25 protein-coding genes, 1 tRNA gene and 1 pseudogene are annotated in these 24,889 nt (G+C 60.4%); 8 read left to right on the forward strand and 19 right to left on the reverse strand.

Features of this window, described 5'->3' with window-relative positions; genetic code table 11:
- Nucleotides 1–86: 86 nt before the first annotated feature.
- From RSO67_RS15165 to RSO67_RS15230, 14 genes are all read right to left on the reverse strand, one after another.
- Entirely contained in the window at nt 87–761 is a 675-nt protein-coding gene (locus RSO67_RS15165) for a flavin reductase family protein (RefSeq protein WP_315844103.1), read from the reverse strand.
- Nucleotides 762–773: 12 nt separating this feature from the next.
- Nucleotides 774–1,763: an amidohydrolase family protein gene (locus tag RSO67_RS15170; protein ID WP_315844104.1), complete on the reverse strand. Its 990-nt coding sequence runs from the start codon at nt 1,761–1,763 to the stop codon at nt 774–776.
- A gap of 16 nt (nt 1,764–1,779) precedes the next feature.
- The gene (locus RSO67_RS15175; protein WP_315844105.1) at nt 1,780–3,165 is read right to left on the reverse strand and encodes an amidase; all 1,386 of its coding nucleotides are present in this window, start codon (nt 3,163–3,165) and stop codon (nt 1,780–1,782) included.
- Complete coding sequence (locus RSO67_RS15180; RefSeq protein WP_315844106.1) at nt 3,165–3,359, reverse strand: hypothetical protein; 195 nt, start codon at nt 3,357–3,359, stop codon at nt 3,165–3,167. Before RSO67_RS15180 ends, RSO67_RS15175 begins: the two co-directional genes overlap by 1 nt.
- A 7-nt stretch (nt 3,360–3,366) precedes the next feature.
- Nucleotides 3,367–4,071 (reverse strand): ABC transporter ATP-binding protein, encoded by a 705-nt coding sequence (locus RSO67_RS15185; RefSeq protein ID WP_315844107.1) that lies wholly within the window; start codon nt 4,069–4,071, stop codon nt 3,367–3,369.
- Nucleotides 4,064–4,819 carry an ABC transporter ATP-binding protein gene (locus tag RSO67_RS15190; protein ID WP_315844108.1) on the reverse strand — a complete coding sequence of 252 codons (756 nt, stop codon included), beginning with the start codon at nt 4,817–4,819 and terminating at the stop codon, nt 4,064–4,066. The genes RSO67_RS15185 and RSO67_RS15190 overlap by 8 nt, the downstream gene beginning before the upstream one ends.
- A 62-nt stretch (nt 4,820–4,881) precedes the next feature.
- Nucleotides 4,882–6,141 (reverse strand): ABC transporter substrate-binding protein, encoded by a 1,260-nt coding sequence (locus RSO67_RS15195; RefSeq protein ID WP_315844109.1) that lies wholly within the window; start codon nt 6,139–6,141, stop codon nt 4,882–4,884.
- Between the two features lie 45 nt (nt 6,142–6,186).
- The gene (locus RSO67_RS15200) at nt 6,187–7,149 is read right to left on the reverse strand and encodes a branched-chain amino acid ABC transporter permease (protein ID WP_315844110.1); all 963 of its coding nucleotides are present in this window, start codon (nt 7,147–7,149) and stop codon (nt 6,187–6,189) included.
- Nucleotides 7,146–7,997 carry a branched-chain amino acid ABC transporter permease gene (locus RSO67_RS15205; protein WP_149530020.1) on the reverse strand — a complete coding sequence of 284 codons (852 nt, stop codon included), beginning with the start codon at nt 7,995–7,997 and terminating at the stop codon, nt 7,146–7,148. Before RSO67_RS15205 ends, RSO67_RS15200 begins: the two co-directional genes overlap by 4 nt.
- Before the next feature lie 19 nt (nt 7,998–8,016).
- Nucleotides 8,017–8,901, reverse strand: a complete 885-nt coding sequence (locus RSO67_RS15210; RefSeq protein WP_315844111.1) for a polysaccharide deacetylase family protein — start codon at nt 8,899–8,901, stop codon at nt 8,017–8,019.
- Nucleotides 8,902–8,903: 2 nt separating this feature from the next.
- The gene (locus RSO67_RS15215; RefSeq protein ID WP_315844112.1) at nt 8,904–9,611 is read right to left on the reverse strand and encodes a fumarylacetoacetate hydrolase family protein; all 708 of its coding nucleotides are present in this window, start codon (nt 9,609–9,611) and stop codon (nt 8,904–8,906) included.
- Complete coding sequence (locus tag RSO67_RS15220; RefSeq protein WP_315844113.1) at nt 9,608–10,492, reverse strand: polysaccharide deacetylase family protein; 885 nt, start codon at nt 10,490–10,492, stop codon at nt 9,608–9,610. Before RSO67_RS15220 ends, RSO67_RS15215 begins: the two co-directional genes overlap by 4 nt.
- A 37-nt stretch (nt 10,493–10,529) precedes the next feature.
- Complete coding sequence (locus RSO67_RS15225) at nt 10,530–11,177, reverse strand: cysteine hydrolase (RefSeq protein ID WP_315844114.1); 648 nt, start codon at nt 11,175–11,177, stop codon at nt 10,530–10,532.
- A gap of 2 nt (nt 11,178–11,179) precedes the next feature.
- Complete coding sequence (locus RSO67_RS15230) at nt 11,180–12,421, reverse strand: alpha/beta hydrolase family protein (protein WP_315844115.1); 1,242 nt, start codon at nt 12,419–12,421, stop codon at nt 11,180–11,182.
- Nucleotides 12,422–12,648: 227 nt separating this feature from the next.
- Between RSO67_RS15230 and RSO67_RS15235 the strand changes: the two genes are divergently transcribed.
- Nucleotides 12,649–13,398, forward strand: a complete 750-nt coding sequence (locus tag RSO67_RS15235) for a GntR family transcriptional regulator (protein WP_315844116.1) — start codon at nt 12,649–12,651, stop codon at nt 13,396–13,398.
- A gap of 106 nt (nt 13,399–13,504) precedes the next feature.
- Complete coding sequence (locus RSO67_RS15240; protein WP_315844117.1) at nt 13,505–16,234, forward strand: EAL domain-containing protein; 2,730 nt, start codon at nt 13,505–13,507, stop codon at nt 16,232–16,234.
- Nucleotides 16,235–16,295: 61 nt separating this feature from the next.
- Here RSO67_RS15240 and RSO67_RS15245 read toward each other — a convergent pair.
- Nucleotides 16,296–16,372: transfer RNA gene (locus RSO67_RS15245), tRNA-Arg, on the reverse strand.
- 225 nt (nt 16,373–16,597) lie between these two features.
- Here RSO67_RS15245 and RSO67_RS15250 point away from each other — a divergent pair.
- Both RSO67_RS15250 and RSO67_RS15255 read left to right on the forward strand, forming a co-directional pair.
- Nucleotides 16,598–16,795, forward strand: a pseudogene (locus RSO67_RS15250) (hypothetical protein); the annotation flags it as partial.
- Nucleotides 16,796–17,165: 370 nt separating this feature from the next.
- Complete coding sequence (locus tag RSO67_RS15255; RefSeq protein ID WP_315844118.1) at nt 17,166–17,891, forward strand: hypothetical protein; 726 nt, start codon at nt 17,166–17,168, stop codon at nt 17,889–17,891.
- 20 nt (nt 17,892–17,911) lie between these two features.
- On the opposite strand, the gene RSO67_RS15260 is transcribed toward RSO67_RS15255, so the two are convergent.
- The 3 genes from RSO67_RS15260 to RSO67_RS15270 form a co-directional block, all read right to left on the reverse strand.
- Nucleotides 17,912–18,376 carry a CAP domain-containing protein gene (locus RSO67_RS15260; RefSeq protein WP_315844119.1) on the reverse strand — a complete coding sequence of 155 codons (465 nt, stop codon included), beginning with the start codon at nt 18,374–18,376 and terminating at the stop codon, nt 17,912–17,914.
- Between the two features lie 310 nt (nt 18,377–18,686).
- Nucleotides 18,687–18,944, reverse strand: coding sequence for a hypothetical protein (locus RSO67_RS15265; RefSeq protein WP_315844120.1), 258 nt, complete (start codon nt 18,942–18,944; stop codon nt 18,687–18,689).
- 490 nt (nt 18,945–19,434) lie between these two features.
- Nucleotides 19,435–20,436 (reverse strand): 2-dehydropantoate 2-reductase, encoded by a 1,002-nt coding sequence (locus RSO67_RS15270; protein ID WP_315844121.1) that lies wholly within the window; start codon nt 20,434–20,436, stop codon nt 19,435–19,437.
- 133 nt (nt 20,437–20,569) lie between these two features.
- On the opposite strand from RSO67_RS15270, the gene RSO67_RS15275 reads away from it, so the two are divergent.
- Nucleotides 20,570–21,199 (forward strand): YidB family protein, encoded by a 630-nt coding sequence (locus RSO67_RS15275; protein WP_089267854.1) that lies wholly within the window; start codon nt 20,570–20,572, stop codon nt 21,197–21,199.
- 27 nt (nt 21,200–21,226) lie between these two features.
- Nucleotides 21,227–21,496: a GlsB/YeaQ/YmgE family stress response membrane protein gene (locus RSO67_RS15280; RefSeq protein WP_315844122.1), complete on the forward strand. Its 270-nt coding sequence runs from the start codon at nt 21,227–21,229 to the stop codon at nt 21,494–21,496.
- 74 nt (nt 21,497–21,570) lie between these two features.
- Here RSO67_RS15280 and RSO67_RS15285 read toward each other — a convergent pair whose 3' ends face one another.
- A complete protein-coding gene (locus RSO67_RS15285) occupies nt 21,571–22,356 on the reverse strand; it encodes an SDR family oxidoreductase (protein WP_315844123.1) in 786 nt (261 codons plus the stop codon).
- A gap of 256 nt (nt 22,357–22,612) precedes the next feature.
- Here RSO67_RS15285 and RSO67_RS15290 point away from each other — a divergent pair, with 256 nt between their 5' ends.
- Together RSO67_RS15290 and RSO67_RS15295 are read left to right on the forward strand one after the other, a co-directional pair.
- Nucleotides 22,613–23,677: an acyl-CoA dehydrogenase family protein gene (locus RSO67_RS15290; protein WP_315844124.1), complete on the forward strand. Its 1,065-nt coding sequence runs from the start codon at nt 22,613–22,615 to the stop codon at nt 23,675–23,677.
- 27 nt (nt 23,678–23,704) lie between these two features.
- Complete coding sequence (locus RSO67_RS15295; RefSeq protein ID WP_315844125.1) at nt 23,705–24,865, forward strand: acyl-CoA dehydrogenase family protein; 1,161 nt, start codon at nt 23,705–23,707, stop codon at nt 24,863–24,865.
- The last annotated feature ends 24 nt before the right edge of the window (nt 24,866–24,889 follow it).

Raw genomic sequence — 24,889 nt, forward strand, 5'->3', positions numbered from 1 at the left:
AGCGGCGATTTCTCACCTCTGACGGTTAATCGAACGCGCAGAGAACTACCACCGGCATTCCGACGCACTCCCCGAACAAAACTCCCTCAGCGGGAGCTACGGAGTTGCCAAGTGTCGAAACTGTCGGGTTTGATCTCGAACCGATCTTGCATCCGTGCATACATGGTTCCCGCGATACGTGCGACCGGAAGATAGTGATCATAGTCCGTACGCAAGGTGACGGGGTCGACAACACCATCGCGAACCTGAATGCCCAGGACCTCCCCGACCAGTAGGTCGCGCTCTGCGCCAAAGTTCATCATTGTCACTTTTCGGCATTCCAGTGCCGCAGGCGCCTTCGCCAAATGCGGCACCGGCACATTGATGCCAGCCGTCATTGGAAGCTGCAAAGCATCCAGTTCGCCGATGTCGGATGGAAAGCTGATTGAACAGTCGACCATATCGTTGGCGAGGGCCTCATCCACCATATTGATAACAAACAACCCATTGGCGCGCACATTACGGGTCGTGTCCTTGACCGACAGATCGGGCCTGGCCTGCAGGCCGACCACGACCAGCGGCGGCTTTTCGGAGAACACATTGAAGAACGAGAACGGCGCTGCATTGACCACACCAGCCTCGGAAATGGTTGTGATCAACGCAATCGGTCGCGGGACAACGAGACCACAAAGCAACTTGTAGCGCTCCGGCGCGCTAAGTTTGGCGAAATCAAAGTGAATTGTCATCGCAGGTCTTGCCTCTTGTGCCGCACCTTGCCGCAACGAGGCAGGAGCTTATCCGATCTTGAACAGCCGGCTCGCATTGCCGAACAGGACTTTCTGACGATCAGTGTCCGATAGCTTAGCCTTGTTGACCAGCCCCACCGGATCGGGGTCCCCCATGTCGAACGGGTAGTCCGAACCCATCATGACGCGATCGAGGCCCACCGTCTTGACGAGATTGTCGATCAGCTCCGCAGAGAACACGCAGGTGTCAAACCAGAGCCGCTTGAGATAGGTCGACGGCGCATCTGCCGTGAGCCGGCGTACTTCCGGACGCACCTTCCAGGCGTGATCCAGTCGGGCTGCGTAGAATGGGTAGAAACCACCGCCGTGGGCGATAATCACGTCGAGATCCGGATGCCGGTCGAGAATGCCGCCCATGATGAAGTGGGCGATCGCGATGGTCTCCTCGATGGGCTGACCGACGCTGTTGACCATGAAGAAATCGCCGAGCCGCTGGCCATGGGAGAAACCCAGGGGATGCACGAACAGCGGTATGCGCAGTTTGGCAAGCCGGGCATAGAGTGGATCGAAGGCGGCATGAGACAGTTCGAGGTTTTCGACGCGGGTATCGATCTGGAATCCACGCAGGCCAAGTTGCTCGACTGCATGAACCGCCTCCTCCACCGCACGCCCGGGGAACCGCATCGGCAACGTACCCATCCCGGCGAAATGTGCAGGATCCTGCGCCACGAGCGCAGCAATGTCTTCGTTCTGCACGCGCGACAGCGCACATTGCAAATCTTCGTCGGCCCAGTAGTTCTGCTGCGCCGGTGCCGGTGCGATCACCTGAAAGTCGACGCCCATCTTCGCCATCATCTCTCGGCGCTTGGCGATGTCGAGCATCAGGCCCGGGAGCAGCTTGCCCTGCTCTGCATCAGTTTCGCGGCTCGCCGGCGACATGTCGCGCCGATAGGGATTGTCCATCGGATCGTAATGTCCGACCACCAGCGGCTCGACGCGCTTGCTGAGTGCATGAGTGTGCATGTCGATGATCGGCATTCGAAATCTCTTCTTCTTAGTTCAGTTCGGCACTGGCGGGGACGCGCTGATGCCAGTCGGTCACGCCCTGATAGGCGTGAGCGGCACGCAGGATATCGGCCTCCGCATAAGGGCGGCCAACCAGCTGGAACGCGATCGGCAGACCTGCCGCATCGAAGCCGCACGGCACTGAGGCTCCGGGTAGACCGAGATAATTGATGCCGCGGGTGCAATGTGTGAGCTGGCCGATCACGGCAGCGACGTCGGCAGGATCCCCTTCGGTGGTCGCCGCGATGGTCGGCACCGGAATCGAGATCGCCGGCAGCAGCGCGAGATCGGCGGATCCGATGCAGGATGCGATCCATTGCTGGGTGATCTGCGCACGCAACGACAGCGCTTCCACATAACGTGTCGCCGGATAGAGCAGGCCGGGCTCGATGCGAGAGCGCACCTGATCGGCATAATCCTGCGGTCGCTCGATCAGCCAGCGGCGATGGATCGTCGCGGCCTCGACGCTCATGACGATCTGCATCAGCGCGTTGATCAAGGCCATATCCGACGGCGTGGTCTCGACGATGGTGATGCCGAGCGACCGCAGCGTCTTGACGGCTTCGTCCAGCACAGTCGCCACATCCGGATGCAGGAGCTCGCGGTAGTACCCACCGGGAATTGCGATGCGCATCCCGGTTACACCCGTATCGAGCGTCGCTTCATAGTCGCGGTCCGCGATCACCGACAGCAGTCGCGCGGCATCCCGTGCGGTGCGGGCCAGCGGTCCCGTGCAATCCAGTGAGGCAGATAGCGGCATCACACCATCGGTCGGAACCAGTCCCCAGGTCGGCTTCAACCCGATCAGGCCGCACATCGCGCCGGGATGACGTAATGAACCGCCGGTATCCGTCCCGAGCGAGCCGGTCACGAGACGCGCGGCGACGGCAACGCCGGAACCGGAGGACGAGCCGCCCGGCACATACGCTGGATTCCACGGGTTGCGCGCATGCCCCAGCGATTCGTTATAACCCGTCGGACTCATGGCGAATTCAGCCAGCTGCAGCCGGCCGAGATCGAGCGCGCCGGCGGCGTCGAGCCGGGCAATCACCGTGGCTGTCACCTCAGCGCGAAAGTCAGCCCGGATTTTCGAGCCGCCACCGGACAGATCACCAGCGCGATAGAAGAGGTCTTTATGTGCAAGAGGCACGCCATGCAGCATCGGTAATGCCGCCCCCGATGCGCGCAACTTGTCGGCGGCTTCGGCCGCGTCCAGCGCCCGTTCGTCGTCAAGCCGCACCACGGCATGCAATTTGCGACCGATCAGATCGAGCCGTTCCAGCGCCACCGTTGTCGCCTTCACGGACGTGACTTCGCCTTTGGCGACAGCATCCGCGAGGGCGCAGAGATCAAGGGCTGCGATTGCGCTCTGCATCAGCGCTTGTCCATACTAGCGAGCCACGCCTGATACGCATAGGGCGTCGAATCGAACGCCATGTCTTGAACTGCTGCAGTCGCGACGCGCGTATTATTTTCCACGACCAGCCCCGTCATGCGCGGTGTGCGTTCAGCAGCGCCGGGCGCTTTGTTCAATTCGGCAGCGACTTGGCGCAACAGGTCCTCGCTCATGATCACCTCAATGCACGCCGAGGCGCTGGAATAGCACGTCAGTCTGCTCATTCATTTCCTGCGACGTACCGTGATGCACGATCTGCCCGGTTTCCATAATGTAGACGCGATCGGCGACGGCCAGCGCGCTGTAGAGATTCTGCTCGACCAGCAAGATCGACAACCCTTCCTTTTTAAGGTCGAGAATGATGCTCTCGAGGTGCTGCACCATCACCGGCGCGAGACCTTCGGACGGCTCGTCCATCAGGATCAATTCGGGATCGATCATCAGCGCACGGCCCACAGCCAGCATGCCGCGCTCACCGCCAGACAACTGGCCACCGCGGTGATAGCGGCGCTCAGCAAGCCGCGGAAAAATGCCGAATACGCGATCGAGCGTCCAGCCATCCTTGGCGCGCGCGCTCTTCAGCATGGTCAGATGCTCGGTCACCGTCAGCGATGGAAACAGCCGGCGGCCCTGCGGCACAATGGCGATCTTGCGATTGGCGATATCATGAGGACGCAGACCAATGAGGCTCTCGTCGCGCCAGGTGATCGTACCCGAGCGCACCTGCGGCGGCGTCAGGCCCATGATGGAACGAATGAAAGTGGTCTTGCCCATACCATTACGGCCGAGCAGCGCGACGATCTCGCCGGGACGCACCTCGAGCCAAGCGCCGCGCACCACGACGGCGTCGCCGTAACCGCTGTGCAGATCCTTGACCTCAAGCATGACGCGGCTTCCCGAGATAGACTTCCTGAACCTGCTTGTTGCGGCGGATGCCTTCCGGCGGCTCCTCCACCAGCACGCGGCCTTCGAACATGCAGGTGACGTAGTCGACCAGACCGAGTGCCAGATCCATGTCGTGTTCGATCAGGATCACGGTGATCGCCGGATCGAGTGAGCGAATCACCTCGGCAATCATCGAGCGCTCCGACGGCGACAGGCCGGCTGCGGGCTCATCCAGCAGCAGCATGGTCGGCGTCGTCACCAGCGCAATCGCGATTTCGAGCTGCCGCTGCTCGCCATAGGACATTTCCTTGACGATAATGTCGGCGCGCTCGGCGATCCGCGCAGCCTTTAGCGCATCCACGATACGCGCGGCCTCACCCTCGTCCGCATCTGGCGAGCCGAACAGCGAAAACTTCTTCGGCTTCAATCCACGCAGCGCCAGCATCATGTTGTCTTGCACGCTCAGCGTGGGGAACAAGTTGGTGATCTGGAAGGTACGCGAGATGCCGAGCTGCGCACGCCGGTGTGGCGGCAGTCTGGACACATCATGTCCATTGAACCTGATCTTGCCCGATGTCGGCGGATGCGCGCCGGCAATGGCGTTGAACAATGTAGTCTTGCCGGCGCCATTGGGGCCTATGATGGCGCGGCGCTGGCCCCGCGGCACAATCAGGCTGACGCCATCGACCGCCCGCAAGGCATCGAAGGCCACTACCACATCTGTCAGCGTCAGGATCGGTTCGGACACGAATAATTCCCAGTGAACGAGACGTGGCGACACGGCCGCGCCTCGATGTCAGCAATATTGAATCAGGTCTTCTGGATGCCCTGGAAGGTCCGCGAGTAAGGCGGCTGCTTCAGATAGGTCGCCGGATCGTATTTCCAGAACTGCGAGACATTAGGATAGGTCTCGATCGGCACGTTCCAGTATTTGCCGTCGGCGCGCTTCACGACCTTGCGGATATAGACGTCGTAGATCGGGTTGCCGTAGTCGTCGAACTTCACGGTCTTGCCTAGTGGCGAATTGTCGAGCTCAGTCTTGAGCACCGTATCAATGAAAGCCTCGCGATCCTCGACCTTGCCGCCCATCTTCTTCAGCGCGACATCGATCCACATCATGCCGGAATACATCGAGAAACCGTAGAGCGACGGGATCTTGCCGTACTTCGCCTCATAATCCTTCTCGAACTTCGCGGTGGTCGGGACGTCCGAACCTTCAGCGAAATGCGCCGCTGCGATGATGCCTTCACATTCGGGGCCCATCGTGCGGATCACCGACTGGTCGGTGCCGTTCATCGCCATCAACAGCGGCGTCTTTTCCTTCAGGCCGAATGACGTGTATTGCTGGATCAGACGAGTCGAATCGGCACCGGTTTCCATCGCGAAGATGGCATCGACCTTGAGATCGGCAAGCTGGCCGAGATAGGGGCTGAAGTCGGCAGTGTTCAGCGGATGCCAGAACTGCTGCACAATCTGCCCGCCGCCTTCGGTGAAGACCTGGGCGAGACCGCCGCACTGTTCATGGCCGAAGGTGTAATCCTGGCTGATGGTAGCGATCTTCTTGTAGCCCTGCTTCAGGGCCCAATCGCCGAACGGATGGGTGAAGGCGCTGGCAGAATAGCCGGCGACGCGGATCACGTTCTTGATGCGGGCGCGTTGGGTGAGATCGTCAGCCGCGATAATCGGAATGAAGTAGGGCGTGCCGGTGCCCTTGACGTAGTTGGCGACAGCAAGGCCGGTATTGGCGAGCAGGTTGCCGATCAGCATGTGGCAATTACCTTGCTCGACCAGACGGCGCGCTTTCTGCAAAGCGGTGTCGGGATTCGACGCATCGTCCTCGATCACCAGCTCGACCTTGCGGCCGCCCATCTCGTTCTTCACCTGATCGAGATAGAACTGCACGCCCTCGACCATTTCCTTGCCGCCCGAAGCGACAACGCCGGTCAGCGGCGCCAACAGACCGATCTTGATCGGGCCGGCCTGAGCCTGTGCGGAGCGCCACGGAGCGACGCCGACGCCCGCGGCAGCGACAGCCGCCGTAGTGTTCTTGAGAAATTGCCTGCGATCCATCTCGAAGTCCTTTCGTGAGCAACCCGATTGAAACGTGAAACCGACTTATCGCACCTTGCGCGAGGTGATCGCGCGCAGCTTGCCTATGATGCCCTCGGGGGCAAAGATCATGATGAGAACGAAAGTGATGCCGAGCACCATCAACCAGCGTTCGGTATAGGAGCTGACGATATTCTCCAGCACGATGATCGCCGCTGCGCCGACAAAGGCGCCGAAAAGCGTGCCGACACCGCCCGCGATCATCATCAACACGCCTTCCACCGATTGCGCGAGCGCGACGGTCGAAGGGCTGACGAAATTGTTGAACATCGCATAGAGCCCACCGGCGATGCCGGCGAAGATGCCTGACACCGTGAAACCGATAAATAGATGCAGCGGCACATTATAGCCGAGGCTGCGCATGCGGCTTTCGCTGTCGCGAATGCCGCGCAACGTCAGGCCGAACGGCGATCGCACGAACCGCCACATGGCAAAAGATACAATGACGGCGCCGGTGAGCACCGCCCAATAGAACGCACTGTGGCTCATCAGGGCCGCCGGCCGCACATCGGCGCGCATGCCGTTCTCGCCGCCGGTGACCTGCGTCCAACGTAGGCAGACGCCCCACACGATCATGCCGAGCGCCAACGTCAGCAACAGGAAGTAGACGCCGGAGGTGCGCACGGCGAGCAGCGCAAATACGGAGGCCACCGCGGTCGCCGCCAGCAGCCCGAGCGCGAAACCCGTCCAGGGCGACAGGCCAGCCTGGCCGGTCGCATAGACGACGACATAGGTCGAGACACCGAAGATGGCGCCATGGCCGAGCGAAGTCCGCCCGGCAAAGCCGGCGAGAATATCGATTGACATGGCGAGGACTCCGAAGATCAACACTTCGGTGGCGAGGCCGACCTGATAGCTTGACAGCACCATCGGCAGACAGGCAGCGACGATCGCCACCAGCGCGGCGATGACCAGCGCACGGCTAGTCATGCCGGCGAGACCTGACGTTTTGGATACGGGCTGCGTCATGTGGCACGTCCGAACAGGCCGAGCGGACGGAATGCGAGCAACACCGCCATCGGGCCGAAGATCACGAAATAAGCGAGTTCGGGGAACATTACTTGGCCGAGCGTATTCAGAAGCCCGACTAGCAGGCTACCGACACCGACGCCGACGAGGCTGCCACGCCCACCGATGATGACGACGGCGAGACTAAAGGTGAGGATTTCCGCGTCCGCTGAGGGATAGAGCGACAGGAATGCACCGCCCATCAGACCACCGAGACCAGCCAGCGCTGAACCGAATAGGAAAGTGAAGAGGAAGACGCGGCGAATATTGACGCCGGACGCTTCGACCATCTCGGCATCGTCGACGCCAGCGCGGATCAGGGCTCCGAGCCGGGTGTGATTGAGCAGCACCCACAGGCCGATGAAGACGAAGATGCCCATGCCCAGCACAAACAACCGGTATATCGGATAGAAGGTGCCGAACACCCGCGTGCCGCCGCGCAGCATCTCCGGAATCGGCACCGTGAAGCTGTCGCCGCCCCAGATCACCAGCGCGAGATCGTTGAGGAAAAAGGCAACGCCGAGCGTCAGCAGCACCTGCCGCAGCTCATTGCCGCGCACGAAGCGCAGCAGTCCCTGATCGAGTACGAAGCCAATGGCCGCGATCGCCGCCATGGCGCCAATGCCACCGACGACAAAGCTGCCGGTCTTCACCGCAACGCTATAGCCGATATAGCCGCCGAACAGATACAGCGCGCCATGCGCGAGATTGACGATGCGCAGCAGGCCGAAGATCAGCGTGAAGCCGCTTGCCACCACGAACAGCAGCGCGGCGAAAGTCAGGCCGTTGAGGAGTTGAAAGAGACTCATGCCCTGCTGCTTGCCTGATCTATGCTTCTGGCGCTATCGGTCCGACCGAAAGATACCAATCGAGAATCTGTTCGCCGGTCATGAAGGCCACGTCGGATTTCTTCTGGATGGTCTCGAAGATCCGGCGGAAGTGCTTCAGGCGATGCGGCGCGCCCATGATGTAGGGATGCACAACCAAGGCCATGACCCGGGCCGAGTTCTCGGAATCCTCGTAAATCTGCTCAAACTGGTCGATGGCCCGGTCGTAATATTCCGACGCCTTGTGATGCTGGATCAGCATCATTGCGACGTCATTGCATTCCTGCGTATAGGGCACGTTGACGATCGGTGTCGTCGTGGTCTTGAGCCATACCGGCTGATCGTCGAGTACCCAGTCGGCGACGTAGTCATAGCCTTCCTGTTTCAGCAGGTCCGGCGTTTCCCAGGTCTCGGTCAGACCCGGCCCGAGCCAGCCGCGCGGCCGCTTGCCAGTGGCCTTCTCGATCACGTCGGCAGTCTTGCGGATATCCTCGCGCTCGTTCTCCACCTTCTGCATATTGCGCTGGGTGAAACCATGACCCATGAATTCCCAGTTGCGCGCCTTGGCTGCCTCGACGATGGGTGGGTAAGCGGCGATCGCCGAGCCATTGATCGCCAGCGCGGCGGGGAGCTTGTAGTCGTCGAACACTTTCAGCATGCGCCAGAAGCCGACACGATTGCCGTATTCGTGCCAGGCCCAGTTCGGAACGTCCGGCGACGGCGAGCCGCCGGCCGGCGGTGTCAGCACCGTGCGCGGCATCGGTTGCTTGGCGTCCCATTCCTCGACATTGACGATGATCCACACTGCCATGCGCTTGCCATTCGGCAGCTTCAGCGGTGGACGAGCGTCAATCGGCGAGTAGCAAATGCGTTCGGTCGGCAACATGATCAGGCCTCCGGCTCAACGATGGTGATGCCGAGCGACGGCAGGCCTTCGATCCGCGCGTCGATGACATCGCCCGGAACGACGGGACCCACGCCGGCAGGCGTTCCCGTATAGATGAGATCACCCGGCTCGAGCTTCATCTGCTTCGACAGCTGCGCCACGATCTCCGGCACGCTCCAGATCATCTGGCCGATATCGCCGCGCTGCTTCTCGACGCCGTTCACCGACAGCGTGATCGCGCAATTATTGAAATGCCGGGCGTCACGTGCCGGCGCAATTTCACCGCAAGGCGCAGACGCGTCGAAGCTTTTGCCCATTTCCCAAGGCAGTCGCATATCGCGGGCATCGCGCTGGCGGTCGCGACGGGTGAGATCGATGCCAACGGCATAACCCCAGATATAATCGAGCGCATCCTCCACCGCGATATCGCGGCCGCCGCGTCCGATCGCCAGCACCAGCTCAACCTCGAACTGGAAGTCTTCGGTGAACGCCGGATAAGGCACCCGCGCGCCGTCCGGCACCACGCTGTCGCGCGGCTTCTGGAAGAAGAACGGCGGATCGCGCTCGTCGGCTTCCTTCATCTCACGGATGTGGTCGAGATAGTTGCGCCCCACGCAATAGACGCGGCGTACAGGGAAAAAACCGCCACCCACGACCGGCACGCCGGTGACGGGAATTGCGGGCAGCATCTGCTGGGACGTCACGCTCACTTCGCCACCTGGGTATTGTACCAATCGAGGATCTCGGCGCCATTCCAATGCACCACGCCTTCGAACTGGTTCACATAGTCATAGATCGCTTCGAGATACTTGATGCGGAACGGCTGACCCGAAATATACGGGTGGATCGCGATCGACATGATCTTCGGCCGCTCGGCGCTTTCCGCATAGAGACGATCAAACTGATCCTTGGCGCGGTTCAGGAGCTGCGTGCTCTCGTGATGTTGCACCATCATCATCGGGATGTCGTTCATCTCCACCGTGTAAGGCAGCGTTGTGAGCGGTCCCTTCTCGGTACGGATCACCGTCGGCTCGTCGTCATAGACCCAGTCGCCGATATATTTCACGCCGGCTTCGGCGAGGAACTCCGGAGTCTCCAGCGTCTGCGTAAGACCCGGCCCGAGCCAGCCCACGGGGCGCTTGCCGGTGAAATTCTCAATCACATCCATCGAGCGGTTGATCATCGCTTTCTGGGCGGCCTCCTTGTGGATGGGCCCCTGCTCATAAGCATGGCCCATGAACTCCCAGCCGGCGTCCTTCGCCTGCTGGGCCACGCGCGGATAATCCTCGCAGACACGCGCATTGATCGACAGCGTCGGCTTGATGCCGAGCTTCTTGTAGAGATCGAAGAAGCGCCAGACACCGACACGCATGCCGTATTCGTGCCAGCCCCAATTGGCGACGTCGGGCAGCAGCGGGATGCCGGTCGGCGCTGGCAGCACCTGACGCGCCATCGGCTTGGCAATGTCCCAGACCTCCAGATTGACGATGGTCCAGACGATCATGCGGGCATTGCCCGGCAGCTTCAGCTTGGGACGATCGACGATGGCGGAATAGTCGCAACGCTCGCGCGGCTGCATGGGACCGGTCATGACTGGATGCCCTTCTAAAGTGGGGGATTGTAGGAGATCATGCGGCGTGTCCTGCGCCTTTGAGGCCATCGAGCTGCATCACCGCATCGGTATCCATCACGAAGCCGAAGGCGGTGCGGATGCAGGCGAGGCCGGCGGCATGCAACTCCGGCCCGTCCATGCTGTCGACGCAGTCCTCGACGACGATCACCGAGTAGTCGCGCACGTTGGCAGCCGCCGTCGTCGCCAGCACACAGGAATTGGTGTTTACGCCGGTGATGAGCAGCGTGTTGATGCCGTGCGAACGCAACACGAAATCGAGATCAGTGCCCAAGAAGCAATCGTAGCGCTTCTTGGTGTTAACGATGAAGTCACTGGGGTCCAGCAGCTCCGGCATCACGGTGCAGCCGGGGCCACCCACGATATTATGCCGCATCACATTCTTGCGCGTTGCTTTTGAATCCTCGGCGCGGGTCCGCCAGAACGGGTTGGCGCGGATTTCTTCTTCGTCGCGATAGGACGTGACCTGATGGATCACGGGGATGCCGACACTACGGCACCAGTCAAACAACCGCTTGTTAGAGGCAATGACCTGTTTCGCGACATCCGGCGTCGTCGGCATGGTTGCCACCGACATGTCGAGATGACCGCGATGCAGGTCGATCGCAACGACGGCCGCCTTGATTTGATTGACGCCGAGATTCATGATCACACCAGCGGGTTGAATGAGGTCTTCAGCAGCGCGCGCTGATCAATCTTGAATTTGTCTGCGAGCCAGTCGGCCAGCACTTCCTGACCGATGGTCGGATTGTCATGCTGGCAATGTTCAGCGCCAGTCTCATCCGGCGCAAGCACGCGCAGTGTCGCATCGACACCATTGGCAATGGCGTGGTCATAGGTCGAGCGCGCCGCGGTCACCGTGAGCACGTCGTGGCCGCCATGCAGCACCAGATAGGGACACTTCATGTGCTCGAGATGGCCCTTCAGGGTAAAGGGCTTCATCAGATCATGAGCTTCCTTCATGGTCTTGGCGCCAAATACCCAGCGGATATGCATCGCCAGACCGAAGTCGTCGCCCTTCTGACCCCACATGTCATGCACCGACCACACCGCGCCATGCGAGATCACCGCCGCAAGGCGGTGCTCGTAGCAGCCGGCACGCGCGGCATAGTAGCCGCCCATGCTGGAGCCGCAGACTGCGATCCGCGAGCTATCGACATCGGCGCGCTTTTCCAGCCAGTCGATGCATTTGCCGACCGGCACTTCGGTATCGGCGCGGGTCGCAAGACCGTGGCGGCGCAAGGTACCGCCCTGCCCGGGCAGATCGACCATCAGCACCGAGATGCCGCGCTGCAAGCAGCCATGGGCCTGCATGAACCACATTTCGTCTTTGATTGAATCGAGGCCGCCCATGCAGATCAGCACCGGCAGCTCGCCGCCCGGAAATGGCGCACGGATGAAGTAGCCGCAAATCGGCTTGCCCGGCTCATAAGGGATTTCGACCACTTCGCCGGGCGGATTGAGATAGGAAATGAACTTGTGTGAGCAGGCCTCCATCTTCTCGAAGGTCGGCAGCCGCCGCGGGTCGGTCGGCTCGAGATGGAATTCTGCCTGGCGGTAGTAATCGGCGGCCCGCAGGAAGCAGTTCATCGCCGTGCGGATGTGGCCGAGCTTCTCTTCGGAAAGGCCGCGCTGCCAGTTGGCATCCGCGATCACCATCCACTCTTTATGCCAGCTTTCGAGATCGCCCGGGATCATCCGCGAACCGGCCAGCATCACCTCGGACACGCTGCCGCCGCCCTCCTGGGTCTCACCGAGACCGCGGCGGAATTGATAGGCAAGCCAGGGATGCTCCGGCCAGTGATGCCAGCCAAACGGCTCATAGTGCGGGGTGCGATCCGCCGTGATCTCCTCGATGGCGTTTTCGCCGATCGACTTCCCTGCCGCCATGAGACGCGTACCGCCTGCTTCTTGTGAACGTGACCGCATCATTGCGGGTTCGGGTCACGAGTCAATCGGAATTACATACACTTTTTTCGATGCTCATCATTTCCGCGAACTGCCTCGCCTTTATGCGCGATATTTATGCAGCTAAACCGTGTTTTTTGGTATGCTGAGTAGCAAAGACCCGCCACACTCGGATTTAATTGTATTCACTTTGCTGCGGAGCACCACCGATGCCCGACTCATCCCTCTCGCTGCTGCCTGAACCTACTGGCCCTGGCCGCGTCGCCAACCGGTCGCTGTCGGTGACGGATCAGATCCGCAACGCCATTCTGGATGGCACGGTCAGCGCAGGCGAACGGATCAACGAGGTCCGCTTCAGCAAGACGTTGGAGGTCTCTCGGACCCCCGTCCGAGCCGCCCTGCAGGCACTGGCCGGTGAAGGACTGCTCGACTACGAGCCTAACCGCGGCTTCACCGTCCGTGAATTCCCACTCTCCGCTATCGTCGATGCTTATGAAATTCGCGCATCGCTGGAAGGCGTGGCCGCACGCTTTGCCGCCGAACGTGGACTGAGCGCCGAGGAGCGCGCCATCATCGAGGAAAGCCTTGTCGCCGGCGATAAATTGCTGGCGCGCGGGGAGTTCGCGGAAGGCGATCTCACCATCTATCGCGGCATCAATGGTGACTTCCACGACACCCTGCTGGGCGCCGCGCGTAACCGCATGCTGGCGGAGATGATCCGGATCTGCCACCACGTGCCGATGTCATCCAGCCGCAACATCGTCGCCTTCGAGCATCGCGACGTACGCCGGCGTCACGATGATCACCACCGGATCTACGACGCCATTATGGCCCGCGAGCCCTGGCGCGCGGAGATACTGATGCGCGAACACGTCTCCGGCGTGAAATCCTCCCTGGTCAAATCGCTGATCGAGCGCGGCGAGCAGGCCGATGTCGTTAACGGTTCGGCGGCGGGATAGGCCGCCGCCGTCGTATCAAAATCGTCGTAATGGCGCAGCGTCTTAACCTATCGTTCACCGAAGTTCGTAACGGCGTGTTGGCGGTCCCCCCGGTACAAAACTACGCATGGGGCAAAACGACGCAAAGTCGGGGGAACGGTCTGATGGCGCTGGCGGCCTTGCTGGCTTCGCTCCGCTGCGCCGTTTCCGATTTCAAGGCGGGCCGATCCAAGGCCTCGTCCTGTGCGGCTGCCTGCTGATTACCGCCATCGCCATCGGCACGGCCTACATCACCGTCCATTTCAGAGACCGCGCCATCGAGAGCAAGAAGCGCGAACTGGACAACACGGTTCTGCTGGTCGCACGACACTTCGACCAGCAGTTCGGAGACCTGCAGGGCATCCAGAACGACGTCATCACCTATATGAAGTCGGCCAACATCCAAAACAGCGCCGCCTACCAGCATCTGATGTCGGGGATCGACGTCCACCGCATGCTACGCACCAAGCTCAGCAGCCTGCCCTATGTCGGCGGCGTCAACCTGTTCGATTCCGAAGGCAAGCTGCTCAACTCGTCGGAAACCTGGCCGGTGCCTGCCATCGACATTGCCGACCGTCAGCATTTCCAGACGCTGCAGGCCGACAACGGACTCACGGTCGTATTGGCCGAGCCCGTCATCAGCAGGGTGACGGGTGCATGGACCGCCGTGTTTTCGCGCAAGCTGATCGGACGCCATGGCGAATTCATGGGCATCATCAGCCGCGGCGTCGAGCCGGTTCACTTCGAGAGCTTCTTCGCATCCCTTGCGCTCGAAAAAGACGCCAAGATCTTGATGATCCACCGCAACGGCACCGTCCTTGCTCGCTATCCGCAGAACGAAACCGTTATCGGCCAGAACCTCAGTAACAGTTCAGTTTTCAAGGACCTCTGGTCGTCGGGCGGCACCTCGACGGGGCACTATATCAGCCCCATCGACGGGGAAGACGAATTGGGCTCTGCAAGGCGCCTCGCGGCAGCTCCGGTGATGATCGTAGCGACCACCAGCATGCCCGCGGCACTGCATGACTGGCGTGAGCAGACCAAATATCAAATCATCGGTGCGACGCTTGCCGCATTGGTGATCCTAGCGACACTGTTCCTGATCGTCCGGCAACTGAACCGCCAACACCGCTCGGCCGAGCGGATGCTGGCGCAAAAATCGACGCATCTCGATACTGCAATCAACAATATGACGCAGGGCCTGCTGTTGTTCGATGCCTATGGCCGGCTGGTCGTCTGCAATCAGCGCTTCATCGACATGTTCGGACTATCCGACAAGATCGTGAAGCCAGGCTGCTATTTCCGCGACCTCATCCAGCATCGCAAGGACAACGGAACCTTCATCGGCGATGTCGACGAATACTGCACGTCGTTCTTGCGAAGCGTCGCTGAAGGCCCCGTCCACGATACGCTGCTGACCACGCCGGATGGTCGCTCGATCCAGATCCTCGTTCAGAGATCGGGGGACGGCGGCTGGGCCTCGACGCTCGAGGACATCACCGATCGCAAACGTTCGGAAGAGCGCATTGCCCATCTTGCGCATTACGACGCTCTGACAGATCTCCCCAATCGGGTGATGTTCCGTGAGCGCCTCGAAGCGGAAATCGCAACGCTCCACGACAGCGCGCGATTTGCGATTCTCTATATCGATATCGATGAGTTCAAAAGCGTCAATGACACGCTCGGCCATGCGATCGGCGACGAACTGCTGAAAATCGTTGCCACGCGGCTGCGCAGCTGTGTCGGTAATGCGGGCTTTGTCGCGCGCCTTGGCGGCGACGAATTCGCCATCGTGCATACAGGAATTGCTCGCCGCAGCGATGTCACCCACCTGATGGTGCCGCTCTATGACGCCATCCGGCAGCCCTATGAATGCTTAGGCCACCAGATCACGACCGATGCCAGCATCGGAATCGCCGTAGCCCCCGATGACGGCTCCGATCTCGACGAATTGCTGCGACACGCAGATCTCGCAATGTATAGCGCAAAGGCCGCCGGGCGGCGCACCTTTCGCTTCTTCGAACCTGCCATGGATGAAGACGCAAGGGTGCGGCGCGCGCTGGAGCAGGATCTGCGGAAGGCGCTCGCGGAAGGCGGACTTGAGGTTCACTATCAACCCGTCATCGATATCGCCAGCAACGAGATCACTGGCTGCGAAGCGTTGCTCCGCTGGCGGCATCCGGTTCGTGGCATGATTTCGCCGGCAGAGTTCATTCCGATCGCCGAAGAAACCGGCCTGATTACCGAGCTCGGCGAATGGGTGTTGCGAACGGCATGCACTGAGGCGGCCTCCTGGCCGGCGCCGATCAAGCTCGCTGTCAATGTATCGCCGATTCAATTCACGACGCAGACCCTAGCCTTGAATGTCGCTCGAGCTCTCGTGGCAGCAAATTTGCCGGCTCACCGACTCGAACTTGAGATCACCGAAACAGTGCTGATCCGCGATGACGAGATGGCGCTCGCGATCCTCCATCAGCTCCGCGGCATCGGTGTCGGGATCGCGCTGGACGATTTCGGGACCGGCTATTCATCGCTCAGCTATCTGCAGCGATTCCCGTTCGACAAGGTCAAGATCGACCGCAGTTTCATCCGGGACATCGTAGCGCCCGGCGGATCGTCATCAATCGTACAGGCGGTTGTAACCATCGCTGCCGCCCGCAACATGATCACCACGGCGGAGGGCGTTGAGACAGCCGATCAACTCGACGCACTGCGTATGCTCGGTTGTATCCAGATGCAGGGTTTTCTTTTCAGTGCCGCGAAGCCGTCACGAGAGATTCGCGCCATGCTCCAGAAGCGCGAGATCGCCGTCGCCTGACACCAGCAGGTCCGAAGTCGTCGCGAAAATGGCCTGTTTTGGATTAAACAGGAAGGAAGGCTGGCGATCCCGGCATGACTCGAACATGCGACCTACGGTTTAGGAAACCGTCGCTCTATCCGGCTGAGCTACGGGACCGCGATCCCGGTCAGGTACACCGGGCATGGACAGTTCCATACCAGAGCCGTTCGATCATCGCTACCCGTTGTCAGTTCAAATAGGACGGGACCGGAACCGGCGTCACATGCCCTTAAAAGATCGGGACATCTATCGCGGAACGTCTCAGACCGCCCATCGATGAATCGCCGGACACAGGCCACGCAGGAATACCGAGCCAGCACGGTCGATGGCGGCTATCGTGATTCGGGCTTCTGGCCGGGTGACGTTGCGGCAGGCGTGGTTGGCGGTGCGGTCGGTGTAGCGGGTGCGGCTGTGGGTACCGCCGGGGCCATCGCAACTGCGCCATTCCGGAACAGCTACAATTCCTATGATGGCTACAATGGCGTACCGCGCGATTCCTACGCACAGCGCATGGGCTTCGTTTGTCAACCGGGAACCTAGTTCCGCGGCGAGGATGGCCGACTCCACATCTGCCAGTAATACAACTGACTCTGAGAAAAAGGGCGACCCAAAGGACCGCCCTTTTTCGTGTCTGTTATCGGATAGAGTCCCAGGCGCACGAAACGACGGCACCGCTCCATCGGACGTGAGCCCATCGCTTAGCGAACTACGTGTGGTCCCGTGTAGGTGATTGCGCGTCGAGTAGCAGCGCGATCCGAAAACCACTGTCAAGAATGACTCAAAACTCTGAAGTCATCAATTTCAGTGATATGAGAGCAACAACAAATCTCTGGCTGAAAACACTTCCACATCAGCGTTGTATCGCGAAATAACGTCGGTCTGCTGACCAGATGACCGCACTGATGCAGTCATGCTGCACTTGCTCCAAAAGCGGGGAGAAGTAACACATCCGAGGTTGAAAAATGGCCCACAAATGGCGAGAATTGGGTTTGTTATCTATATCGGAACCCACGTGGCTCATTTGTCCGCATACAAGTCACTCATATTTGCGCTACTGACGACCGCATCACTTTCCGGTCTCGCGTTGATGTCTTCGCCTGCTCGTGCGCAATGGTGGACTGCCGCGCCTGCGGATTATGAAGATTGCGCCGAGCGCATCGAAAAATCGACGGCTTCGAAAGACGCCAAGGCTGTGGCGCTGTCGGATTGCGAAAGCAAGTTCGCGGGACGGCGCAAGCGCGGTGGCGGCTATACGTATCACGACTTCATGCAGAACCGCAGCTTTGATATCGCTGGCCCGAACCCAACCACGGCTGAACAGAAGGCGATCGACGAGCAGTACAAGATCTATCTGGACAATCAGCGTCGCAGCGTCATCGTCGCAGCCTTCGCTGAAAAGCAGCGCGAGGCGCAAACCCAGGCTGCGCTCGAAACGGAATTTCGGCAGACTGCGGAAAGCCCAAGCGACGTGAAACCTGTTGTGCTACCCAGGCCTCGGCCCAAAGTGCGCGCCAAGGAGCCAGATTGCACGACCGAGCCGCTTGCCTGCGGGTGGTCCAAATTGTCATCGGGGCTGAAAGACATCAAGGACGCGCTGTTCGGCACGCCCGCGCCGGCCAAGACCAAGCGCACCTGAGGCGTAACGCCCATCAAGTATCAATCCGTGATCACCATCGCCCAGAACATCCGGTAGGGCGACTTGGGATTGGCGACGTAAGCGACGCCGACCTTGCGCGCGCCGGACATGAGCAGGTTCTCGCGATGGCCTGGGCTCTCTTCCCATTGCTTCAACGTTTCGGGAAATGTCAGGAAGCCCGCCGCGATGTTCTCTGCTGCTTTGGATTTGCGGAACTTCCCCACACGCGCGGAGAAAACACCGCCGACCTCATGGCTGACCTTGCCGCTGGATGACATCGCCTGCGCCTGAGCAAGCGCGACCGCATTTAGTTTACTGTCCAGCGTGACAGAGGAGAGCTTGTGCGCCCGGCGGAAGGCACTGATCTGGCTCGCATAATCAGCCGCTCTGGCCTCGCCCATGGTTGCCGCGACCAACACGCCACACAGCACAAATAACCTTATGGGGCCGTAATTCATGAAAATCGCTTCACGGGTCAGCTTCAATGACTATAGCGACGACGTTGCGCAGGAGGTCGCGGCAACGGCTTGCGGACATGGGCAGGCGCCTGCACTTCAGCCGCACGCCGTTGTTCGGCAAGCCGGGCATCATAACCCGGCGAGGGAGTGACCGTCGGAGGAACCGCAAATGCGGGGGCGATGGCACCCATGCTTAGTATCGCCGCAACCACAGCGATAGCGGCGAAGGATTTCCGCTTCAAGACCTTCAAAAATAAGGTTCGCATCGATCGCTCCACCCAAGAAAACGGCCCGAAGCGCTAACGCACTTCAGGCCGGCTTCGTTCAGTACGGAAGCTTACTTCTTGGCCTTCTTGGCCTTTGCAGTCTTGGTCACCTTGGTAGCCTTCGTGGCAACCTTTTTCGCCTTACGGCGACGATGACCGAGCGGAATGCCAAGCTTGATGGCTTTCTGACGCAGCGAACCACCGGTACGCTTCATCTCCTTGGAAATCTTCTCAAGCGGAGTCTGAGCCTTCGAATGCGCCTTCAGGATCTGTACGTCTTCCTTGGTGTACTCGCGACGGACGAGTTTCTTTTTCGCTTTCTTGGCCATTGTAGCTCCGATTGTTAGTTGAATAATTCGACCGGCACACGCTTTGCCGATGATTATGAAAGGATCAAACGCCCGGCCCGGCGCGCGAAGCGCGAACCACCGTCAAATCACGCGGCCTTCTATACTAAAGATGTCGCGAATGACATAGCCCCTGATGTCACATCATGATGTTCAGTATTGAACCAGCCGTACTCCTGCGAGCCGTCTTTACGACGCGAACTGCTACTTACCCGCGAATGACGGGCTAAAAGACTCTTTACATCTCATTTACTGAGAATTCACCGACGCGCATCGGCAATTGATATTTAACGGAGAATCATCGGGTTGATGCGAATGCAACGGATAATGGTACCATCGCATTGACCGGCAGAGGCGATTTAAACATTCGGATAGTTGAGTCCGCCGATAGTAGCCGAAATGATTAGTAACATTCTCGTAATGATAGCGCCGAAGCCGGTCCGACGCTCCCTTCGGCTCTATCAATTTCACGCTAACTGCGAATCTGATCTGGCGTAAGTGCGGGCGATCCCCTGCCTGACGTCTCTGCCTGCTTGATCAGTGTCATCACGCGCAGCGAAAGCGGAGCCGCGATCTGATATTTTGCCGCCAGCTCAACGACAACACCCTGCAAATAATCAATCTCGGTGCGGCGGGCGCGCTGCAGATCCTCCCACATGGACGAGCGCGCATTTGCATCGATCTTCATGGTCCGCCCGAGCAGCATATTGAACAGGCCGTCAGGCAGCCGCAGCAAATGCGGTGTCAGCCACGCGGGAATCGGTGTTGTCAAGATGGGTTTGATACCAGCCGCCTTCAGAACGGCTAGGCCTTCCGCCATTTGATCGGCGAATAACGAGCGCCACGCGCGCTGTGCCAGCTGCGACCGCAGCGGTATATCCGACAGCGCATTGAGCGCGTTGTTCAAATTGACCAGCAGCTTGCCCCACTGGACAGCGACGATGTCATCGCACGCAAGGACCGCAAGATCAGGCACGGATAGCGCCGAAGCGGTATCGACCCCATCGCGTTCGACGACGATGTTTCCTGACGTTGCGCGGTGAACATGACCATCGCCCTTTGCGATGACATTAAATGGCACCATTCCGCCGAGGATACAGCGTCCGGGTAGGGTTGCGCGCAGGACCCCGACATTGCCGACACCATTCTGTAGGCTGACGACGATCGCGTCTTTCGCAGCATGATTCGCGATCAGCCTCGCCATCTCCGCCGTATCGCCGCTCTTGACCGTGACCAGAATGATCTTCGCCTCACTCATGATAGCGGGGTCATCCGACAGGCGCAGCTGGTCGGGGGCGAGACATTGATCTAGGCCTTCGAAGCTCGTCAGCCTCAGACCGTGCGCCTCGATGCCGTCCACGATGCGCCGCCGCGCCAGTATGGCGACGTCACGGCCGGCTGCCGCCAGGATGCCACCCACGAAACAGCCGATACTGCCGGCACCGGCGATACAAATGGGTCGCGTTTCGATCACGTCATCTCCCGTTCATCCAGCATCCGTTACTAGCAAAATGCCGCAGCGCTGCCTATCGGCGGAACCGACGCGCCTTGTAGGCGTCATACCGCGCAGCTATGCTTTCGCCGGGCTGGCAGAACAGGAGATGATCATGGGTTTGCTCGACATTCTGAATGGCATGGCCAACGGGCCGCGTGGCCCCAGCGATCCCGACGACAAGAGCGGCGGCATGTCGCCGATGACGATGGCGATCCTCGCGCTGCTCGCCTACAAAGGCTACAAGCACTTCACTGGTAGCCAACCGGCGGCACAGGGGCACTCGCAAGAAATCCCGCCGCCGAATACGACGCAGGCCAGCGCGCAAGATAGCGGCCTTGGTGGTATGCTTGGCGGCCTCCTCGGCGGAAATTCTGGCACTGCAGCAGGCGGCGGCGGCCTCGGCGACCTTCTGAAGGGCCCGCTCGGCGGTCTGTTGGCGGGCGGTGCCGCCGGCAGCGTGCTCAGCGGTGGCCTCGGCGACCTGCTCAAGCAGTTCCAGCAGAACGGCCATGGCGACGCCGCGGATTCCTGGGTCAGTTCCGGCCCGAACAAGCAGATTTCGCCTAACGATCTCGGCGCAGCACTTGGCGCGGATCAGATCGCGCAACTGACATCGCGCACCGGCATGTCCCGCGAGCAGCTTCTCGCGGAGCTGAGCAACGAACTGCCCGATGCCGTTAATCAGTTCACACCGCATGGCCGGCTACCCACGGAAGACGAAGTTAAGTCCAGCTGGGTTTAATGCGCACTTGAAAGAGGGGATATTGCTATGATCTGGATTCTCGTTGTGGGCTTTGTCGCTGGCATTGTCGCCCGCCTTCTGTCGCCAGGACCTAACAATCCCAGCGGCTTCATCCTGACCACTATCCTGGGTATTGCCGGCGCATTCCTGGCGACATTCATCGGTCAGCAGATCGGCCATTACGGCCCGAACCAGGGTGCCGGCTTCATCACTGCCACGATCGGCGCCCTGGTGGTGCTGTTCATCTGGAACAGGCTGGTCGCCCGCAACGTGATTTCGGATCCGGGCAATCGCTGATCTCCGAGTAATCGAGAATGAAAAAAGCCTCGGGCGTCACCCGAGGCTTTTTGCTGTTTGACGTAGGCTTCCGATCAGGCCAGCAGATGCATGCCGGCATCCATCCGCACCAATTCGCCCGTCATATTGCTCGATGGCGACGTGGCGAGGAAGCAGATCAGGGCGGCGACGTCCTCCGCGGTCGAGGCCACCTTCAGCGGAACCCGCGCGATCACGGCATCGCGAACTTTAGCAGCACCGTCCGCACCGCGACCTTTGGTGAACCACGGCGTATCAATATAGCCAGGGCAGACCGTATTGACGCGGATCAGCGGAGCCAGTGCACGGCCAAGCGACAGCGTCATCGAATTCAGTGCGCCCTTACTGGCGGCATAGGCGACCGACGAACCGCCGCCTGTGATACCGGCCATCGACGAGACATTGACGACGGCCGAGGCGCGACCCGACGCCTTGGCGCCGGCTTCGAGCAGGGTGCGCGCCGCGCGCACCATCTGATAGGGCCCGATCGTGTTGACCGCGTAGATGCGCTGGAAATCTTCCGCGGTCAGGCCATCGAGATCGTGATGCGGCACATGCTTGGTCATGCCGGCATTGTTGATCAGCGCATCGAGCCGCCCCCAGTGCTGGGCGGCCGCGACGATGTTCTTGCAATCGTCGTCCTTCGATACATCGCCTTGAACCACGATGACTTCGGTTGCACCCGCATCGCGGCACAGCTCGGCAGTGGCTTCAGCTTCCTTCTGACTAGACGAATAGTTGATGACAATACGGGCGCCGTCCTTGGCGAGAATGGCCGCGGTTGCAGCACCAAGCCCCGATGCCGATCCTGTAATCACGACGCACAAACCGTCACTTGCCATCTGCATTTCCTCTGCTTGTTCTGACGCTGATGCGATCTACCATAATGCGGTCGCTCTGGTATACAACGCGACACAAGTTCGCTTTGCGGAATTAAATTGCGCTGCACTAACACATCATGCCGCCACCGCAGGCCCCTCTGCGGCCAGCCCGCTTGTCTTCCTTCCGCCTTTTCCGCATCATGAATGCAAGAAAAGTGGCAGCGCCCATGCCCGGCATTTCCTGCCGAATGAGATGCGCTAGCACACGGGGAACGCCTTGACGGACGCAGACAATATCGTTGCGGAAACCGCGGAACGTATTTTCGCCGATCTCGCTGACGCACAGACCATCAATCACGACAAGAACGGCAGCTGGAAAGCGCCGCTCTGGCAGGCACTGACCGATGCAGGACTGCCGCTCTCATGGGTGCCTGAAGAGTGCGACGGCTCCGGCACCAGCATGGCCGAAGGTTTCAGCGTCCTCAGCGTCGCCGGCCGCGCGGGCGTTGCTGTACCGCTCGCCGAGACCATGCTGGCGGGCTGGCTGCTCGCGCAGGTCCAGATCAAATCGCCGGAAGGCATGATGACCGTCGCGCCGGCAAACCCGCGCGATCGCCTCACGCTCAACGCGGATGGTACAATCACAGGCCGCGCACGTAGCGTGCCGTTCGCGAAGGAGGCGAAATACATCGCCGTCGTCGCCTCCGGCATTGGCGGCGACTCTATTGCCCTGGTGGACGCCAGCGCCTGCCGGATTGAAGCTGGGCTCGGTCTGGCCGATGACCCGTCCGACACAGTGCATTTCGACGCTGTGAAGCCGGTGACCCTTCAATCTGCACCATCGGGCTTCGATCAGAACGCGCTGTTGCTGATGGGCGCACTCGTGCGCAGCCAGCAGATTGCCGGAGCACTGGAAACCATGCTCGGCATCGGCGTGAACTATTCCGGCGAGCGCGTGGCGTTCGAGAAGAAGATCTCGAAATTCCAGGCGGTGCAGCACAATCTGGCGAAGCTCGCGGGCGAGACCTCGGCAGCCCTCGCCGCTGCCAGCTCCGCGGCTGACGCCTTCTCCAGCGGCGCACCGCTCGATGACGCGCTCTTCCTCGAGGCCGCCGCTGCAAAGATCCGTTGCTCCGAGGCCGCCGAAAAGGGCGCCGCCATTGCGCATCAGGTTCTTGGTGCCATCGGCTTCACACAGGAACACATCTTGCATCGCTACACGCTGCGCGCATTGGCATGGCGCGATGATTTCGGCAGCGAGAGCTACTGGGCGGTCGAACTCGGCAAACTGGTCGCCGCGCGCGGTGCCGACGAGCTGTGGCCACTGGTCGCGTCGCGCTGATCGAACACAAGAAACGAGATCTTTCACATGACTGCAGCCCTTCGTTTCGATCCGATCCGTTTGCCGCCCGAATGCGAGCAGTTGCGCAAGGAAGTGCGCGCTTTTCTCGCCGAAGAAATCGCCGCCGGCGCTTTCGATCCACACAAGCCCCAGCGCGAGGACTCGGACAATCCCGAATTCAGCAAGCGCGTCGGCGAGCGCGGTTGGCTCGGCATGACCTGGCCCAAGAAATATGGCGGCCACGAGCGCTCATTCCTCGAACGCTACGTCGTTACCGAAGAGATGCGCGTGGCCAACGCGCCGGTGCGCCGCTTTTTCGTCGCCGACCGCCAGAGCGGCCCGGTGCTGCTGAAATACGCGCCCGAGCATATCAAGATGGACATCCTGCCGCGCATCTGCCGCGGCGAGGTCTGTTTCTCCATTGGCATGAGCGAACCGAATTCCGGCTCCGACCTGTTTGCTGCCAAGACCAAGGCCACCAAGACCGACGGCGGCTGGCTCATCAACGGCAGCAAGATCTGGACGACCTCGGCCCATATGGCCGACTACATGATCGCGATCTTCCGCACTTCGGCCCCGACCAAGGAAAACCGCCGCCACGGGTTGACGCAGTTTCTGGTCAATATGAAGAAGCCCGGGATCACGGTGAACCCGATCGCGCAGATAACTGGCCAGTATGAGTTCAACGAAGTCGTGTTCACCGATCACTTCGTGCCCGACGACCACATGCTGGGCGAGATCGACAGCGCCTGGAAACAGGCCACCTCAGAACTCGCTTACGAGCGATCCGGCCCCGAACGTTTCCTTGAGACCTATTACGTGCTGACCGAACTGGTCCGCGCTATCGGACCCAAACCCGACACCCGCAGCGCCGAAGGCATCGGCCGCCTTGTCGCGCAGCTGCACACCATGCGGCGTATGTCCGTATCTGTGGCCGGCATGCTGCAGGCCGGCAAGGAGCCGGTGGTGGAAGCGTCCATCGTCAAGGATATCGGCACGATCTGGGAACAACAGTTGCCTCATCGCGTGCGTGAACTCGCGGCCTTCGTCGACGACAGCGCCTCCAACCACGCCACGCTGGACGAAATGCTCGGCTTCGCCATCAAGACGGCACCGAAACTCACCATTCAGGGCGGCACCACCGAAGTCCTGCGCGGCATCATCGCGCGTGGGCTTGGTCTGCGCTGATCCATCCATTCAACAGAGAGCCAT

The sequence above is a fragment of the Tardiphaga sp. 709 genome (genome assembly GCF_032401055.1).
Taxonomy (GTDB): Bacteria; Pseudomonadota; Alphaproteobacteria; order Rhizobiales; family Xanthobacteraceae; genus Tardiphaga.